General features: G+C 60.6%; 14 protein-coding genes and 1 pseudogene. 12 read left to right on the top strand and 3 right to left on the bottom strand.

Annotated elements, in window-relative coordinates; all coding sequences use genetic code 11:
- Positions 1–8: 8 nt before the first annotated feature.
- Together AC3WLT_RS16100 and AC3WLT_RS16095 are read left to right on the top strand one after the other, a co-directional pair.
- Positions 9–656, top strand: a complete 648-nt coding sequence (locus tag AC3WLT_RS16100) for a glutathione S-transferase family protein (protein ID WP_492592702.1) — start codon at positions 9–11, stop codon at positions 654–656.
- Positions 657–826: 170 nt separating this feature from the next.
- Complete coding sequence (locus AC3WLT_RS16095) at positions 827–1,087, top strand: DUF6723 family protein (protein ID WP_492592740.1); 261 nt, start codon at positions 827–829, stop codon at positions 1,085–1,087.
- Positions 1,088–1,124: 37 nt separating this feature from the next.
- On the opposite strand, the gene AC3WLT_RS16090 is transcribed toward AC3WLT_RS16095, so the two are convergent.
- A complete protein-coding gene (locus tag AC3WLT_RS16090; RefSeq protein ID WP_492592742.1) occupies positions 1,125–1,325 on the bottom strand; it encodes a hypothetical protein in 201 nt (66 codons plus the stop codon).
- On the opposite strand from AC3WLT_RS16090, the pseudogene AC3WLT_RS16085 reads away from it, so the two are divergent.
- Positions 1,236–1,723, top strand: a pseudogene (locus AC3WLT_RS16085) (chromate transporter); the annotation flags it as partial. The gene AC3WLT_RS16090 and the pseudogene AC3WLT_RS16085 overlap by 90 nt on opposite strands.
- A gap of 44 nt (positions 1,724–1,767) precedes the next feature.
- Here the strand turns inward: AC3WLT_RS16085 and AC3WLT_RS16080 are convergent.
- Positions 1,768–3,333, bottom strand: coding sequence for a diguanylate cyclase domain-containing protein (locus tag AC3WLT_RS16080; protein ID WP_492592701.1), 1,566 nt, complete (start codon positions 3,331–3,333; stop codon positions 1,768–1,770).
- Positions 3,334–3,822: 489 nt separating this feature from the next.
- On the opposite strand from AC3WLT_RS16080, the gene AC3WLT_RS16075 reads away from it, so the two are divergent.
- The gene (locus AC3WLT_RS16075) at positions 3,823–4,737 is read left to right on the top strand and encodes a CHAD domain-containing protein (RefSeq protein WP_492592700.1); all 915 of its coding nucleotides are present in this window, start codon (positions 3,823–3,825) and stop codon (positions 4,735–4,737) included.
- Between the two features lie 206 nt (positions 4,738–4,943).
- On the opposite strand, the gene AC3WLT_RS16070 is transcribed toward AC3WLT_RS16075, so the two are convergent.
- On the bottom strand, positions 4,944–5,141 hold the full coding sequence (locus AC3WLT_RS16070; protein WP_492592699.1) for a DUF3562 domain-containing protein: 198 nt from the start codon (positions 5,139–5,141) through the stop codon (positions 4,944–4,946).
- 403 nt (positions 5,142–5,544) lie between these two features.
- Here AC3WLT_RS16070 and AC3WLT_RS16065 point away from each other — a divergent pair, with 403 nt between their 5' ends.
- The 8 genes from AC3WLT_RS16065 (at position 5,545) to dsbD (ending at position 16,019) form a co-directional block, all read left to right on the top strand.
- Entirely contained in the window at positions 5,545–5,991 is a 447-nt protein-coding gene (locus tag AC3WLT_RS16065) for a hypothetical protein (RefSeq protein ID WP_492592698.1), read from the top strand.
- Between the two features lie 352 nt (positions 5,992–6,343).
- Positions 6,344–7,039: a phosphate signaling complex protein PhoU gene (phoU, locus tag AC3WLT_RS16060; RefSeq protein WP_492592697.1), complete on the top strand. Its 696-nt coding sequence runs from the start codon at positions 6,344–6,346 to the stop codon at positions 7,037–7,039.
- Between the two features lie 176 nt (positions 7,040–7,215).
- Positions 7,216–7,578, top strand: coding sequence for a hypothetical protein (locus tag AC3WLT_RS16055; protein ID WP_492592696.1), 363 nt, complete (start codon positions 7,216–7,218; stop codon positions 7,576–7,578).
- Between the two features lie 92 nt (positions 7,579–7,670).
- A complete protein-coding gene (locus tag AC3WLT_RS16050) occupies positions 7,671–8,978 on the top strand; it encodes a TolC family protein (RefSeq protein ID WP_492592695.1) in 1,308 nt (435 codons plus the stop codon).
- Positions 8,979–8,989: 11 nt separating this feature from the next.
- The gene (locus AC3WLT_RS16045) at positions 8,990–10,522 is read left to right on the top strand and encodes an efflux RND transporter periplasmic adaptor subunit (protein WP_492592694.1); all 1,533 of its coding nucleotides are present in this window, start codon (positions 8,990–8,992) and stop codon (positions 10,520–10,522) included.
- Positions 10,519–13,725 (top strand): efflux RND transporter permease subunit, encoded by a 3,207-nt coding sequence (locus AC3WLT_RS16040; protein WP_492592693.1) that lies wholly within the window; start codon positions 10,519–10,521, stop codon positions 13,723–13,725. The genes AC3WLT_RS16045 and AC3WLT_RS16040 overlap by 4 nt, the downstream gene beginning before the upstream one ends.
- Positions 13,722–14,072: a copper-binding protein gene (locus tag AC3WLT_RS16035; protein WP_492592692.1), complete on the top strand. Its 351-nt coding sequence runs from the start codon at positions 13,722–13,724 to the stop codon at positions 14,070–14,072. The genes AC3WLT_RS16040 and AC3WLT_RS16035 overlap by 4 nt, the downstream gene beginning before the upstream one ends.
- 78 nt (positions 14,073–14,150) lie before the next feature.
- Entirely contained in the window at positions 14,151–16,019 is a 1,869-nt protein-coding gene (dsbD, locus tag AC3WLT_RS16030) for a protein-disulfide reductase DsbD (RefSeq protein ID WP_492592691.1), read from the top strand.
- The last annotated feature ends 321 nt before the right edge of the window (positions 16,020–16,340 follow it).

The raw sequence follows: 16,340 nt of genomic DNA, 5'->3' as shown, positions 1-16,340 counted from the left end.
GCCTCGCCATGACCACAGACCGCACGATCACGCTGTTCCATTCACCACAATGCCGCTCGATCAGTACGCTCACGCTGCTCGAAGAACTCGGCGCCCCGTATCAGCTGAAGGTGCTGAACATAAAGGCCGGCGAGCAGCGCAAGGCGCCGTATCTCGCGATCAACCCGCTCGGCAAGGTGCCGGCGATCTATCACGGCGACGCGCTGGTGACCGAACAGGTCGCGATCTTTATTTATCTGGCCGACCTGTTCCCGGAAGCCGGCCTCGCGCCGGCGTTGAACGACCCGTCGCGCGGGCCGTATCTTCGCTGGTTGGTGTACTACGCGGCGTGCTATGAGCCAGCGCTGGTCGACAAGTCGATGAAGCGTGAGCCGGCGCCGCCGGCGCGATCACCTTATGGCGATTTCGATTCGATGATCGGAACGGTGGCCGCCCGGTTGCAAGCATCTCCCTATTTGCTCGGGGACAAGATTTCCGCCGCGGATATCTTGTGGGGCATCGCGCTGCATTGGGGGATGCTGTTCCAGCTGGTGCCTGAAACACCGGTATTGCTGGGGTACGCCGAGCGCATTTGCGCGCGGCCGAGTTTCGTGAAGGCGAGCGAGATGGACGTGGCGCTCGCGGCCAAACATGAGGCAGCGCTCAAGGGCGCGTGACGGGCGTTGTCCGATCCAGGTCGAGTGCGGCAGGCGGGTTGCGTTTCAGGTTGGATCCACGGAGATTTGAGACAATGAACGCCGCCGGTGAACGCCTTCCCCGGAACAACCGGGTGAAGCTCCGGCTTTCTGAGCAGATGCTGCCCCATCGAACAAGAGATGTTTCAGGTATGAGCAAGACCGCATTTATTCCCAGCGTACCCGCGACGTCCGAGGATGACTTTGAAGTTTCGGCGACGTCGAAACTGGCCGGCTACCGACGCTTCTTCGGCGTGTTGAAGGTGGTTCGAACGACCGACGGCCGCGTGCTGTTCCCATTCGACGGCGCGCCGGAACTTGGGCCGTTTCCCACTAAGCTGGAAGCGGTAGCGGCGGCGCAAGTGTACGGCGAACATATCGTGACCAGCGATCTGGCGCGTCCGGAGTTGTAGACGCTGAAGCGGTGCATCGACGCACCGGCGCATCCGCTCATTGCGGAACATCCAATCGAAGGCTGCAGCGTTCGGAGTTTCGACGCAACAAAGTCAATTTGCGCCGGAGGATGAAACGGGCAGCCGCCGCGTCGAAGCGGTCGAGCCGGTGGTGAGCTTCGGCGAGGCGCTGTGGTACTGGCTGAAGCTTGGCTTTATCAGCTTCGGAGGCCCGGCCGGGCAGATTGCCATCATGCATCAGGACCTGGTCGAACGAAAACGCTGGATTTCCGAAAAGCGCTTTTTACACGCGGGCACAAGGCCGGCGACACGACGTTTGGCCCGGCCATCCTCGACGACGACACGCCCACTCCGCGACACGCGCTGTTCACGTGGAAGCGCTTCGCGGCCGTGCTGGCTTTCTTCATGCTCATATGGCTCGCGACCCTCACGCTCGCGTTCGGCTGGACCGGAACGCTGCCGCAAATAGCCTGGTTTTTCACCAAAGCCGCCTTGCTGACCTTCGGCGGCGCATATGCGGTGCTGCCGTACGTCTATCAGGGCGCCGTCGATCATTACCACTGGTTGAGCGTCCTTCAGATGATAGATGGCCTCGCGCTCGGCGAAACGACGCCTGGGCCGATGGTGTGTGCAGTGAGAAACGGAAGCAGCCGGGTGCTCGCGCTTGCGGGGCGCGCGAGCTATTGAGACCTTTGCAATGTGGGCGAGCGAGTCCCACAAGGAATTTCCTCCGCGGTCGAGAAGCGATACGTACCCTTGCCGGCTTCCTTTGCGTCGTACAACGCCGCGTCGGCTCGCTTCATCAATCGTTCGAAGGACTCGCCGCTCGCCGAGAACGCAATGCCGATGCTGGTGCCGATGCTGACAGCCTCGCCGATTGATAGCCAATACGGCGTGGCTATTTGGCGGATAACGCGTTGAGCGAGTGCGACGGCGCCGGAAGGTGTTGCGTTCTCGAAGACAATGGCGAACTCATCGCCGCCGAGTCGCGCCACCAACTCTTCACGTTGAAGCAACTCTCGCAATCGGTTTGCAACGGTTACCAGTACCTCGTCTCCGGCATGATGACCAAGTCTGTCGTTAACCTGTTTGAAACCGTCCAGATCGAGATACATCACCGCCACTGCGGGTTCGCGGTTTGCCGCGGAACAGCAAAGTATCCGTTCAATCTCGTCGCGCAGTTCGCGGCGATTGGGAAGGCCCGTGAGTGGGTCGTGACGCGCCAGATAGAGGATTTTCGCTTCGGACTCCCGGCGCTCCGTAACGTCCTCGATAATGATGACAGCGCTTCCATCGGGTACCGGGTTTCGGGTCATCTCGAGCTGGCGGCCGTCGTTGAGTTCCATGTCGAACGGACTCCCTTCCTTTGACAGCCATACAGCGCACTGCTCGACAAGTTGCCTTCTGAGCGTTTCCCCAAACTTCACCAGTCCCACATGGCCGATAAATTCCGGGAGCGGGACGTTGAGCTTCAGCATCTCGACAGTCGCGCCGAACAGTTCTGCGGTTCGGCGGTTGGCAATAATCACCTTGCCGGCGCTATCAATCGTGCATAGCCCGTGAGGCATATGGGCCAATGCGGCGTCGAATCTGGCTGCAAGTTCAGCATGTCGCTGTTCAGCCGTCATCAGGGCAACGAGCACCTGATAGTGTCTCCGGACAACCGAAGCCATTGCGGCGATGTACATGAAGAGTGGCGGCACGAGAATCCACGACCCGCCGCGAGGTGCGAGCAGCGCGCCCAGACCAATGGGTAATGCGCCCAGGCAAATCTGTGCGATGGCCAGACGGGGCAAGGCTGCATTTCTCGACGCTATACCGCCAAGAATTCCGGCGGTTACCATGACGGCGAGTGAGGCTAACTCCGCATCCGGGGACATGACACAGGCCATCGTCCCGATGCCGAACAGGAAGCAGGCCAGCAGCGAAACCGGCGCGTAGTGGGTTGCCCACGGACCCGGATGGGCCGCTTCTGTGCGGTTGCGCACGACGTAAGCATGCGCGATGCCGAGTCGCGCGGCGAGGACGCATATATCCGCTACCAGCCATAGAGCTGCCCACATCTGATGCAGACGGACGAGGGCAACGAACGCAACAAATGCGCTGGCGAGGCCCGACAGGAGCAGTGGCCGGGTATTCTCAAACAACGTCGATAGCAGTGACGAGCGGATGGCAGCTGTAACCTGCCCGTGCCCCGACGACGGTGTCGCAAGAATCGAATTGAGGATGGACGTCCTGCCTGACATAGTGTGGCCGCGCGGTGAAGGTTAGTTTCCGGGCCGCGTCAATCGACGGCAACTCTCTGCGTTTACGGCGGAAGCGGTTACTTTCTTGATGGGCGCAGATACTTACTCGACATGCTAAGCCAATTCGCCTGATATATGCACGGATGGTCGCCCCCCGTATGGAACCAGCAGGTGTCCGCCAATGCAGCAGTCTGGCTCGTGCTGTGCGAGCCAGGTCACGTGACAACGTCCCACGCGGTATTGAGCGAGTGTCATTGTCCCAGGCAGGCGACCCGAATCATCGTTAAGCATTGACAGGCATAAGGGATTTTCCACGGTACTTCGGTGAGACCAAGGGGCGCATTGGCTTTCGGTCATTCGTCGTTGTACGATCTGAACGGATGGGCAGATAGCATCCGAAATCATGGCGCGTCGTGGAGCTACCGTGCGAGCAGGTGTTAGCCGCTGGCTATCTCCCTCCACAATGCTAAATTCGCGGGTGTCCCGGAAATGAACTCCCACATTCTCGTGCCGGCAACAGCAGGAGCGTCCACACCGATTGCTGGCGACGACAGCGGAAATGTGGATTCGATAACACCGGCAACGTCGACGTCCGACGCGTTTGTGCGTTTGGCGACGTCAATTTCTGGAGACGCTGCGCGGCGTGCTCGCGCATTGCATTTGAAAGAAGCAGACCCTGAAGTCCTGCACAAGCTTCGTGTCGCTCTACGCCGGCTGCGCTCGCTCTGGTGGGCGTACGAGCCGCTACTCGACCGGAAAGACTCGAAGCTGCAACGTGGAGAGTTCAAATCCCTGGCCAACGCTGCAGGCAAAACTCGCGACTGGGATATCCTGCGCGACCTGCTTGCCGCTGACCGGTCGATGCAGCCGGTTTTTACCTCGCTCATCGAGTCTGTAGACGTGCATCGCGCCGACGCCCTGTCGTTCAGCCGCAGGACAATCGGGAACGCCGGCGTTGAACAGATGCTGCAGCGTGCGCTGGCAGGCGCCCGACACCAGCTGGATTCGCGAGCCAACACTCTGACGCTCGCCGGGTTTGCCGAGGACCGTGTGAAATCGGTTGAGAGGACACTGAGGAAGCGAGTGAATCGAGCGGTATCGGACAAATATTCAGGGTACGCTGCGCTTCACGAGGTGCGAATCGCGGCGAAAAAGCTGCGATATCTGCTGGAGTTCTTTTCGCCGGTCCTCGATGGCAGTCATCAGGCGACAATTGAGCGGTTGACGTCGTTGCAGGACGAACTCGGGAAGCTCAATGACCTCGTCACGAGCGAAACGTTACTTCGAGAGTATTCGTTCCAGCTCGGCGAGCGAAAGGTGGTCGAAGAGGCCGTCAGGTATCTGCAAGACCAGAAGAGGCATCACATGCACAACGTGCACAAGATATTGCGCACGACACGATAGCCGTTCAGCCAGCGCCCCGCCCCGACGCCCAGTCTCACTTACCTCCCGGCGGATTTTCGTTGCTTCGTTTCCGCGCGGCGCGATAGGTCGGAGTCGTCGTCAATGACAGGGAACCCCGGGAATGCTGCAACCCTGAGCAGCCTCTCCAGTACCCGAGATCGACACTGGGTATCGTGAGGCGATTTAATGAACTTTGTGGCGCTCGCCTAGTGCCGGTCTTGCGGAACACCGCGCAGATTTTCACGAACGCGTTTGGTGACCAGGACGGTCAGGTAGTCCAGGATTCGCGCACCGTCGCTGTATTCGGCCCACGTGTCCGCATACATTTTCGACACAGTCTCAGTCGGTGTATTGGTGTCGGAGGCAATTGCCTTGACGACATCTTCAAAGTTGGGCTGGACCATGGTGTGCTCCTGACTTTCGAAGGGAGGGCGCGCGCCTGCGGAAAGCCGATTAAACGATGTTGTCGACCCGCATGCAAATTGAATCGATCTATCGTTGAGGCAGGTCAGTTGTCGTCATTTTGTCTACACAGATTCTGTCGTTCACCTGACTGGTAGCGTGCCTACTCCACATCTCCGCGACGGCCACTAGCGACCCGGCAGATGCACACGTCGAGCGCGCACTGCACAAATTCAATCGTTTCAGAGGCTTGCCCCGCTTGCTCGCGAATCGTCCACAGCCTTGCAAACAGATTACGTGGACAACTTGCGGGCCATACCCGTAGGGTGGCATCGCCGATGCAGTCTGGGAAACGCTCAAAAACCGTATATACTGTTTATATCATTTCCCCATCAGGAGACGGACATGAGCGAAGCAAGCATCAGGAAGCCGACAAAGAAGGCCTTTCACTTTCCCAAGAACGTAAACGGCCACGCGAAGGCCGATGGCAAGCAGGCACATGAGGTAAACGCGCCGGCCAGCGAAGTCGCAGATGCGAAACCTGTCTCGACAAAGGCCGCAAAACAGAAGCGCGCCGCAGCGGTCGAGGCGGCGCCAGCCAGTCCCGCTGCTGAAATGAAGCCGAAGCGCGAGAAGAAGGAAAAGGTCGTGCGTGACAGCTTCACCATGCCGAAGTCCGACTACGAAAAAATCGCGGCGCTGAAACAGAAGTGTCTTGACGCAGGCGTGTCGGTGAAAAAGAGCGAGCTACTGCGGGCTGGCCTGCTCCTGCTCGAATCGGCCGCATCCAAGCGTCTGCTGGCCGCTATTTCTGCAGTCGAAACCGTCAAGACCGGTCGACCAGCAAAATAGTAGCGGGGCGATTTCCCCGCTTGACGTGGCTAGCGTGCTTCCGCATCGCACGCTAGCAATTCTTCGTTGCTTATGTCCGCCTCGCGCGAATTGGACTGTCGGTTGCTTGCACGAACCAACGGTCTGACAGGACTGCACAACCGTCGCGCCTTCGAGGAAACGACACTGACGGAGTGGGAGCACGTACAACGAATCAGGCACCCATTGTCGATGCTTCCGTCGACGTTGAGCCCTTCAAGGGTTTCAACGATTTGTACAGGCACTCCGTGGTTGATGACGCAATGTTTGCGGCCGCCAATTGCGTCGTGTAACGGAGGTTTGAACCACTGGCGAGTTCGGCCGAGGAGCGAAGATGTCGGATAAACATCTTTCCAGCAGGTTTGACGTCGACCTCAACCGGCTTTCAACGAGGCTGCTCGAAATGGGCGGACTGGTCGAGGCACAGATTACATGCGCGATGGAGGCGCTGAACACCTTCGATTTGACGCTTGTTGAGCAGGTCCGTGAGGGTGAACACCGGCTCAATGCGATGGAAATTGAAATCGATGAGGAAGTGAGCAACATCATCGCTCGTCGACAGCCCACGGCTCGTGACCTGCGACTTCTGATGGCTGCCTCGAAGTGCGTCACCAACCTCGAGCGTGCAGGCGACGAGGCCAGGAAGATTGCCAAGCGAACCCGCCGCATCGCCATGGAGACCAACGCGCGAACCGTTAACATCGCTGAAATCAAGGCCTCCGGCGAAATGGCATCACACATTCTTCGCCGGGCGCTTGATGCATTTGCGAGGATGGATACCGTTGCAGCCGCGCAGATTGTCCGGGACGACGAAGCCATCGATAACGAGTTCGAGACCTTCGTGCGCAAGCTCATAACGTCCATGATGGAAGACCCCCGGACAATCTCGATGGGACTCGACTACCTGTTCATAGCGAAGGCCATTGAACGTATCGGCGACCACGCGACCAACATCGCTGAGTTTGTCGTCTACGTTGTTAAGGGTACCGACGTTCGCCACGTGCCCCGAGAGCAGATTGAGCATCGCTGAAAAGTATTAACGTTCGACCACTTCGACGAGACAGCGTGCCACAGCATGGACCTTCCCATGGCGGGAAGGTCAAGGGGCAGTAAGCGCTTTAATCGAGCGACCGCTGTGTGCAGAGGGCGACGCAGGCTACAAATTCCATGGAACATGAATAAAATACCTTCGCTATAATCCGAGCCATGAAATTTCTCCGGACATTGCTGCTCCTGTTGCTTTGCGCTGTGCTGCCCATCAGTGGGCTGGCAGCAAGCGGGCTGACTGGAGAATGTCCGATGCAGATGAGCATGGGCTCCGACGATGGTAGTGCGATGTCTTCGGAGATGCCGGGCTGCGAGACGATGAAATCCTCGCAGCCGGGGAAAGCCAAAGGCTTCTTCTGCAAGGTAACGGCGCAATGCCAACTCGGTAGTCTGTATCACCCGGTCTCCACTACCGAGGTAACCCGTCCCGCCGGGCTGTCCAGCCCCGTCGCCTTCCATTACGCACAGTCGCTGTCCGTCCGTGAACCGGCCGGTCTCTGGCGACCTCCTCGCGCCATCTAATCCCTTTCTGACAGGTTCGCCGCGTTTGCGGCGAGGTCGTCCTGCGTCCAGGACGTGGATTCCCTGTGGGAGTCCGCCGTTGGGGTTAGAACATGCCTTTAACTATTGGCACGCCGTCATGCCGGCGTGCACCACTGCGCACGCGTTCGCTTGTCGCCGCGTTGATTCTCAAGAGCGTCGCTGCGTACGCGCAGGAAGCACCCGTCACGCTTGATGCGGCACTTCAGTCCGCTACCGACCGCTCCGCCGCCATCGGGGCGGCGCAAGCATCGGTGCGCGCCAGTTCGGAAGCCGCCGTCCGAGCCGGCCAGTTGCCTGACCCGATGCTGAAGGCTGGCGTCGACAACCTGCCGGTGAACGGGCCGCAACGGTTCACCATCGGTCAGGATTTCATGACCATGCGCCGTATCGGCATCGAACAGGAATGGGTGTCTGGCGACAAGCGACGGCTGCGGTCCGCTCTGGCGAACGGCGTCGTGGACCGCGAGCGCGCCGGCTATCTGGCCCAGCTCGCGAACACGCGCCAGCAAACGGCCACGGCGTGGCTGAACGCGGTCTATGCGAAGAAAGCTGTCTCGCTGCAGCAGGAACTCGTTGACCACATGACCCATGAGCTGGATGCGACGAAAGCTTCTTATCGTGGGGCGAAATCTACTGCGGCCGATGTCACGCAAGCCCAGGCAATGCTGGCGCAGACCCAGGACCAGTTGCTGAAGGCCCAGCAGACGTTTCAGACCGCACTCATCGGCCTGTCCAGATGGACGGCCGTTCCCGTATCCGATGTGGCCGGCGACCCGCCGGCACCGCAATCCTATGTATCGTCCCTGCCGCCCGACGAGCTTCGTCAGGTGCAACCGGCACTCGTCGCAGCCGCCCGGGACATTGCCGTAGCTGACGCCGATACCGCTGTCGCCAACAGCAACCGCCGCCCCAACTGGACATGGGAAGTCTCCTACCAGCAACGTGGCGGGCAGTACTCGAACATGGTGTCAGTTGGCGTCAGCATCCCGCTGCCCCTGAACCGCAAGAACCGTCAGGACCGTGACGCCGCCGAAAAAGCGGAACTTGGCACCAAGGCGCGCCTGATGTACGAGGACGCGCAGCGTCAGGTCGAAGCGGATATCCGCACGCAGTCTGCAACCCTGACCAGTGGTCGCGAACGCATTACCAATCTCAACCATTCCCTGCTGCCGGCTGCGGACCAGCGCGTGCAACTCGCGGCTGCGGCGTACAAGGCAGGCACCGGGTCGCTGGCGGACACATTCGCTGCAAGGCGTGCGCAACTCGATACTCAGCTTCAGGTGCTCGACCTGCAGCGCGACGTATCGCAAACCTGGGCCCAACTGGAATACCAGGTCGTGCCCGCCTCGATGTCCGCTTCGATGCCCGTCAGTCAGTGAAGGAGAACAACATGCAAAAGAAACAACTGGCGCGCGCGGCTTTAACGGCGTTTGCCGCTGCGGTGCTCCTCGGCCTCGGCTATGTCGCCGGCACGCATCGTCCTGCGATGGGTGGCGCAAGCGCTGTCGCAGCCACACCGTCCGGCAACAAGGTTGACCCGAAGACGGGTCGCAAGGTGCTTTACTGGCATGACCCGATGGTCCCGAACCAGCATTTTGACAAGCCGGGTAAGTCGCCTTTCATGGACATGCAGCTGGAGCCGGTTTATGCCGACGAGGGAGGCGCGAGTGGCATCAAGATTGACTCAGGGCTGCAGCAGAACCTGGGCATTCGCTACGCGACCGTGCGTCGGCAGGAAACGACGGAGGGATTCGACGCTGTCGGCACCACGCAATTCGACGAATCGCGGTCAGACGTTGTCCAGTCGCGCGTCACGGGTTACATCGACCACCTTTATGCCAGCGCGCCGATGCAGCGGATTGCGAAAGGGGCACCGATTGCGTCGCTGTTCGTACCCGACTGGCTGGCACCGCAGGAAGAGTATCTCGCGCTCAAGCGCAGTGGGATGGATAGCAGCATGCTGGAAGCGTCGCGCGCGCGGATGCGGGCGATGTCGATTCCGGACGGTGTCGTCGCGAACCTTGACCGGACCGGAAAGGCACAGACTCATGTCGTTCTGTCGTCGCCGGAAACAGGTGTCGTGAGCGAACTGAACGTCAGGGATGGCGCGATGGTGGCACCAGGACAGACGCTTGCCAAGGTCGCTGGTCTCTCGAAGCTGTGGCTCATCGTCGAAATCCCCGAGGCGCTTGCACTGAGCGTGCAGCCCGGCATGACGGTGGATGCGACGTTCGCGGGAGACCCGACCCAGCACTTCAAGGGGCAGATTCGCGAAATCCTGCCCGGCATCAGCACCAGCAGCCGCACGCTGCAGGCACGCCTTGAAATCGACAACGCCGCGCTCAAGCTGACACCCGGCATGCTGATGCGGGTGCGTGTCGGTGGACAGAAGGCGGTATCGCGTCTGCTCGTTCCGTCCGAGGCAGTCATCACGACGGGCAAGCGCTCGGTGGTTATCGCCAGGAAGAGCGATGGCCGTCTGCAGCCCGTATCCGTCACCGTTGGAAACGATGTCGGCGATGAGACCGAGGTGTTGAGCGGCCTGAGTGACGGCGAGCAGGTCATCGCGTCCGGCCAGTTCCTGATTGACTCCGAGGCCAGCCTGAAATCGGTTCTGCCACGACTGGAAGGCAGCGCAGGTACGGGGCCGAGCGCGCCTGCGCCCGCGTCCGCGCCGGCTGCACCTGCAGCGAAAACATACGAGACCACCGGCAAGGTCGAAAAGGTGACGGCCGGGGACATCACGTTCTCGCACCAACCGGTCCCAGCCCTGGGCTGGGGCGCAATGACGATGTCGTTCGGCAAACCGTCGCCAACTGCCTTTCCGGACGTGCGAGCCGGCCAGACGGTGCATTTCGTCTTCAGACAGTCGGCTGATGGTTACCAGCTGACGAAGGTCGAGCCGGTCGGAGGCGCCAAATGATTGCGCGTCTTATCAGGTGGTCAATCCACAACCGGTTCCTCGTGCTGCTGGCGACCGTGCTCGTCACGGCCTGGGGCGTCTATTCGGTTACACAAACGCCGCTCGATGCGCTGCCTGACCTGTCCGATACGCAGGTCATCATCAAGGCGTCGTATCCGGGCAAGGCGCCGCAGGTCATCGAGGACCAGGTCACGTATCCGCTCACCACCACGTTGCTCGGCGTGCCGGGCGCGAAAACCATCCGGGCGTATTCGTCGTTCGGCGACACGTTCGTCTACGTGCTATTCGACGACAAGACCGACCAGTATTGGGCGCGCTCGCGGGTGCTCGAATATCTGAATCAGGTGCAGAGCCGCCTGCCGCAGGGGGCGACCGTCTCCCTTGGACCGGATGCAACTGGCGTGGGCTGGGTGTACGAATACGCACTTGTCGACAGGACCGGACAGCACGACCTCGGACAACTGCGCGCGCTGAACGACTGGTTCCTGAAGTTCGAATTGAAGTCCGTACCGGATGTGTCTGAGGTCGCCAGCATTGGCGGCATGGTGCGCCAGTACCAGGTTGTGCTCGACCCGGACAAGCTGCGCGCATACGGCATTACGCAAGCGATGGTATCTGACGCGCTGGGCAAGGCGAACCGGGAGTCGGGCGGGTCAGTCGTTGAGATGGCCGAGTCCGAATATATGGTGCGGTCGTCCGGCTACCTGCATTCCCTCGACGATTTCCGCAACATCGTGCTGCGGACCAACGAGGCAGGCACGCCGGTTCTGCTCGGTGACGTAGCCCGGATTCAAATAGGACCCGAAATGCGGCGGGGCATCGCCGAGCTGAATGGCCAGGGCGAGGTAGCTGGCGGTGTCATCGTCATGCGCTCCGGCAAGAACGCGCTGACGACAATCGACGCGGTGAAGGCGAAACTCGCCGACCTGAAGCGTTCACTGCCGGCCGGAGTCGAGGTCGTGACGACCTACGACCGCTCCCAGCTCATCGAGCGCGCGGTGGACAACCTGAAGGACAAGCTCATCGAGGAATTCATCATCGTTGGGCTGGTCTGCGCGGTGTTCCTGTTCCACCTGCGCAGTGCGTTTGTCGCGATTCTGTCGCTGCCGCTCGGTGTGCTGGCCGCGTTCATCGTGATGCGTTATCAGGGTGTCAACGCGAACCTGATGTCGCTGGGCGGTATTGCGATTGCCATCGGCGCGATGATTGACGCGGCCATCGTGATGATTGAGAACGCCCACAAGCATCTGGAGGCGTACGAGCACGACCATCCGGGAGAACCAATCACGACGGCACAGCGCTGGGAGCTCATCGCGACATCGGCGGCTGAGGTGGGGCCCGCACTGTTTTTCTCGCTCCTCATCATCACGCTGTCGTTCATCCCGGTGTTTTCGCTGGAAGGGCAGGAAGGCAAGCTGTTTTCGCCACTTGCCTTCACCAAGACCTACACGATTGCCGCTGCGGCCGGCCTGTCGGTAACGCTGGTGCCGGTATTGATGGGCTACCTCATCCGGGGCCGAATTCCGCACGAGAACGCCAACCCCATCAATCGCGTACTGATTCGACTATACCGACCGTTGCTGGAAGCGACGCTGCGGCGGCCGTGGGTTGCGATCGGCCTGGCAGTGGTCGCGCTCGCCGCGTCGGTAGTTCCCCTCTCTCAGCTCGGTGGCGAATTCATGCCGCCGCTCGACGAGGGTGACTTGCTGTACATGCCGACGGCCCTTCCGGGAATCTCTGCCGAAAAGGCCAGCGAACTACTCCAGCAGACTGACCGGCTCATCAAGACGGTGCCAGAGGTGGCGACCGTCTTCGGCAAGTCCGGCCGTGCTGACACTGCGACCGACCCGGCGCCACTCGAGATGTTCGAGACCACCATCCAGTTCAAGCCGCGCAGTCAGTGGCGTCCCGGCATGACACCGGAGAAGCTGGTCGACGAACTGGACCGGACCGTCAAGGTGCCGGGGCTGTCGAACGTGTGGGTACCCCCCATCCGGAATCGTCTGGACATGCTGTCGACCGGCATCAAGACGCCGGTCGGCGTCAAGATTTCCGGCAGCGACCTTGGGCACATCGACAGAATCGCGGCGCAGGTTGAATCTGCCGTGAAGAATGTACCCGGCGTAACGTCCGCACTGGCCGAACGGCTGAACGGCGGCCGGTATATCGATGTCGACATCGACCGGTTGGCGGCAGCACGTTACGGGCTTGCAGTGGCGGACATCCAGTCAGTCGTGTCCTCAGCAGTGGGTGGTGACAACGTCGGCGAAGTCATTGCCGGCCGCGAGCGGTTTCCCATCAATATCCGCTATCCACGCGAAATCCGGGATTCGCTCGAGAGGCTGCGTCAGCTGCCGGTCGTCACGGACCGTGGCGCACAGATCCAGCTCGGCGATGTCGCGCACATCACGATTGCCGATGGCCCTCCGATGATTCGCAGCGAGAACGCGCGCCTTTCTGGCTACGTGTACGTGGACATCCGTAACACGGACCTGCAGTCGGCTGTGAAAGCAATGCAGCGTGCTGTTGCGGAACAGGTCGTACTGCCTCCCGGTTACTCGATTGCATGGTCTGGACAGTTCGAATATCTGGAGCGTGCGGCGGCGAAGTTGCGCACGGTTATCCCCGTGACGCTTGTCGTCATCTTCGTGCTGTTGTTCCTGACGTTCAACTCTGCGGCTGATGCGCTGCTGCTGATGTCGACCGTGCCGTTCGCTCTGGTCGGCGGCTTCTGGCTCATCTGGATTCTGGGCCACGCGGTATCTGTCGCGACCGCAGTCGGATTCATCGCGCTCGCGGGCGTGGCGGCGGAGTTCGGCGTCGTCATGCTGCTGTACCTGAAGGGGGCGCTGAATCGCAGGCTGGAAGCCGGCGATCCGCTGACCGAGGCGCTTCTGTTCGACGCGATTCGGGAAGGCGCGGTATTGCGCGTGAGGCCGAAGGCAATGACGGTTGCGGTCGTGCTCGCCGGTCTCATCCCCATCATGGTCGGCCACGGCGCTGGCTCGGAAGTCATGCAGCGCATCGCCGCACCGATGGTCGGTGGCATGGTCACGGCGCCCATCCTTTCGATGTTCGTTATTCCCGCAGCCTGGTTCCTGCTTCAGCGCCGCCGCGCGAGACAGGCAAGCGGTGCGCGGCTACCCCATGCAGTACCTTCCGGCATGAAAGTGCCATCTACCCAAACTGGAGAAATTCAATGAAGAAGTTGATTGTTGCGTCCGTTGCCCTTGTAGCCATCGTTGCCGCGCCTGCGTTTGCCGGTGACGACATGGCCGGCATGAACATGTCCATGAAACCGTCGGCTACAAAACCGTCGTCGAATAGCGCGCTCACTGACGCTGAGGTGAAGAAGGTGGACCCGGCCACCGGCATGGTCACGCTGATGCACGGGGCGCTGGAGAACGTCGGGATGCCGCCGATGACGATGGCGTTCAAGGCGAAGGATACTGCGATGGTCAAGCAGGTTCACGAGGGCGACAAGGTGAAGGTTCGTGTCGAAAACGTGAATGGGACGCTGACCATCGTGAAGCTGGAAAAGCAGTCGTAATGAGGTAGTCACACTGGACTGCAGGCTCTCCGTCCGTCGTGAGCCAGCAGTCCGGCTTGCGTGGATAGAGGCCAAGCGATGCGAACAACATCAATTTCCGCCCAGCGAGGCATTTGCCGTCCGAAGGATACGCTCAACCGCGTATTGTGGGTCGCACTCGGCTTGTTGTTCATACTGACGTCGCTGGCTGCTCACGCGGTGAACGAGTCCGACCTGCTGCCGCCTGAACAGGCGTTCCCGTTGAGGGTCACGCTCAATGCGCCGCAAGAGGTAGCGCTGTATTTCGACACACAGCCCGGCTATTACCTGTACCGGGACAGGTTCAGCTTTGCGGCTGACGGCGCACCGATGAAACCGGACCAGATGCCACCCGGAGAACTGAAAAATGACCCGACGTTCGGCACGGTCACGGTCTACCACAGACCGGTGCAAATCCATATTCATTTGCCTCGCCCCATAGCGCCCAGCGTCGAGCTGTCCGTCACATCGCAGGGATGCGCGGACGCGGGTGTCTGCTATCCGCCGCAGACGCGAAGCTATCGTGTGGCGGCCGATGGCTCTGTGACGTCCGTCGCAACAGAGAATAAAGCCACGGCTGGCGTCACAGAATTCCCGAGCGTTGGCGAGAGCCCGTCGCCCACCGTGTCTGGAATCAACCTGCATCCAGCGAACGGTATTTCCTTACCGGAGCTGCTGGGTTTTCTGTTCGCCGGCCTGCTGATTGCAGGCACGGTCTGCATGTATCCGCTCATCCCCATCGTAACGGCCGTGATAGGAGGAACCCGGGAGCGGTCGTCCCTGGGACGAGGCTTCGCGCTGTCGCTCGCCTATGTGCAAGGGCTTGCAATTACCTACGCGGTCGCCGGCACCATTGCTGCACTCATCGGCATCCCGTTGGTGGCCGTGACGCAAAAGCCGTGGGTGCTGGCTGGCTTTGGCCTGCTCATGGTTATCCTTGCGCTCGGGATGTTCGGCCTGTTCAGGCTGCAACTGCCAACCAGCTGGCAAACCCGACTTACCGACTGGAGCAATCGCCTGCCAGGCGGGAGGATTGTTCCAGTGTTCGTGATGGGTATGCTATCCGCACTGATTGTTGGGCCGTGTTCGACCCCAGCGTTGGCAGGTGCGCTGCTCTATATCGCGAACAGCCGTGATGTCGTCGGCGGAGCGCTGGCACTGTATGTGATGGGCATCGGGATAGGCATTCCATTGCTGCTCGTCGGCACGTTCGGGGCGCACATTCTGCCCAGGTCGGGCCACTGGATGATTGCAATTCAGAACACGCTTGGCGTCATGCTGCTCGCCGCCGCATTGTGGTTTGTCTATTCGCTGCTGCCAGGATGGCTGCTGATGATACTGGTCGCGCTGCTGCTGACCAGTTGCGGCATGATGCTCAGGGCTTTTGACCCGCTACCGCCTGACGCACCCGGTATTTCCCGAGTGGGAAAGGCGCTTGGCATATTGCTGCTGGTCGCCGGAGTTGCTGAATTCATTGGTGTTGCATCGGGCAACTTCGACGTTCTGGAACCGCTTCGAGGCGTTATGCGTTCGTCGTCATCGGCGAGCGCAGACGTGAATGCAAATGCAACCGCACGATTTGAGGCGGTACGGTCGAATGCCGAACTCGACCAGGCGCTGAAGGCAGCGGGCGGCCAGCCTGTGATGGTCGATTTCTATGCAGATTGGTGCATCAGCTGCAAGGAACTCGAGCGCTTTACCTTCACCGACTCACGTGTGGTCAGCGAATTTGCTCACTGGAAGCTGTTGCGAGTCGATGTGACGAAGAACACCGCAGAGGATACCGCGATGCTGCGGCGCTTCGGGCTCTTTGGGCCGCCGGCCCTGATTTTCTTTGGCCGGAACGGCCGACAACAACCCGATGCCCAACTTGCGGGATTCGTCGGTGCCGATGCATTCCTCGCGCATCTGAAGCAATGGGGGCAGTAGCGTGAACCTGTACACGAGTTCGAGGGGCAGCACGCGATGTGCTGCCGCAGCACCTATACTGAAATCCATGAAAGTCTGGGCCAAACTCGTCGCGTGCTTTCTGATTGCGTGGTTGCCGCTGCTCGGCTACCCGGCGCAGGCTTCGGTTTGTCCAGCGGCGGTGGCGGCCGCCCATCAGCAGATACAAGCCTCACACGGGGCGGACATGGTGACGTGCGAGCAAGGAGCCCGTCACCACGCCGTCAACGCCCAGCCTGCATGTCACGGCTGCATGGGGGGCGGCCTCGTCTGCGGTGTGCCTGGCATACCCGTGACGTACGC

It is taken from the genome of Paraburkholderia sp. FW306-2-2C-D06C (genome assembly GCF_058781505.1).
Note: the sequence above shows the minus strand (reverse complement) of the source record. Positions and strands in the feature narration are given on the sequence as shown.

Coding starts and splice junctions, on each gene's coding strand:
- AC3WLT_RS16090 (WP_492592742.1), bottom strand. CDS start 1,325: ATGCATGATGGCAATCTGCCCGGCCGGGCCTCCGAAGCTGATAAAGCC.
- AC3WLT_RS16080 (WP_492592701.1), bottom strand. CDS start 3,333: ATGTCAGGCAGGACGTCCATCCTCAATTCGATTCTTGCGACACCGTCG.
- AC3WLT_RS16045 (WP_492592694.1), top strand. CDS start 8,990: ATGCAAAAGAAACAACTGGCGCGCGCGGCTTTAACGGCGTTTGCCGCT.
- AC3WLT_RS16065 (WP_492592698.1), top strand. CDS start 5,545: ATGAGCGAAGCAAGCATCAGGAAGCCGACAAAGAAGGCCTTTCACTTT.
- AC3WLT_RS16035 (WP_492592692.1), top strand. CDS start 13,722: ATGAAGAAGTTGATTGTTGCGTCCGTTGCCCTTGTAGCCATCGTTGCC.
- AC3WLT_RS16040 (WP_492592693.1), top strand. CDS start 10,519: ATGATTGCGCGTCTTATCAGGTGGTCAATCCACAACCGGTTCCTCGTG.
- AC3WLT_RS16075 (WP_492592700.1), top strand. CDS start 3,823: ATGAACTCCCACATTCTCGTGCCGGCAACAGCAGGAGCGTCCACACCG.
- AC3WLT_RS16095 (WP_492592740.1), top strand. CDS start 827: ATGAGCAAGACCGCATTTATTCCCAGCGTACCCGCGACGTCCGAGGAT.
- AC3WLT_RS16100 (WP_492592702.1), top strand. CDS start 9: ATGACCACAGACCGCACGATCACGCTGTTCCATTCACCACAATGCCGC.
- dsbD (WP_492592691.1), top strand. CDS start 14,151: ATGCGAACAACATCAATTTCCGCCCAGCGAGGCATTTGCCGTCCGAAG.
- AC3WLT_RS16070 (WP_492592699.1), bottom strand. CDS start 5,141: ATGGTCCAGCCCAACTTTGAAGATGTCGTCAAGGCAATTGCCTCCGAC.
- AC3WLT_RS16050 (WP_492592695.1), top strand. CDS start 7,671: ATGCCTTTAACTATTGGCACGCCGTCATGCCGGCGTGCACCACTGCGC.
- AC3WLT_RS16055 (WP_492592696.1), top strand. CDS start 7,216: ATGAAATTTCTCCGGACATTGCTGCTCCTGTTGCTTTGCGCTGTGCTG.
- phoU (WP_492592697.1), top strand. CDS start 6,344: ATGTCGGATAAACATCTTTCCAGCAGGTTTGACGTCGACCTCAACCGG.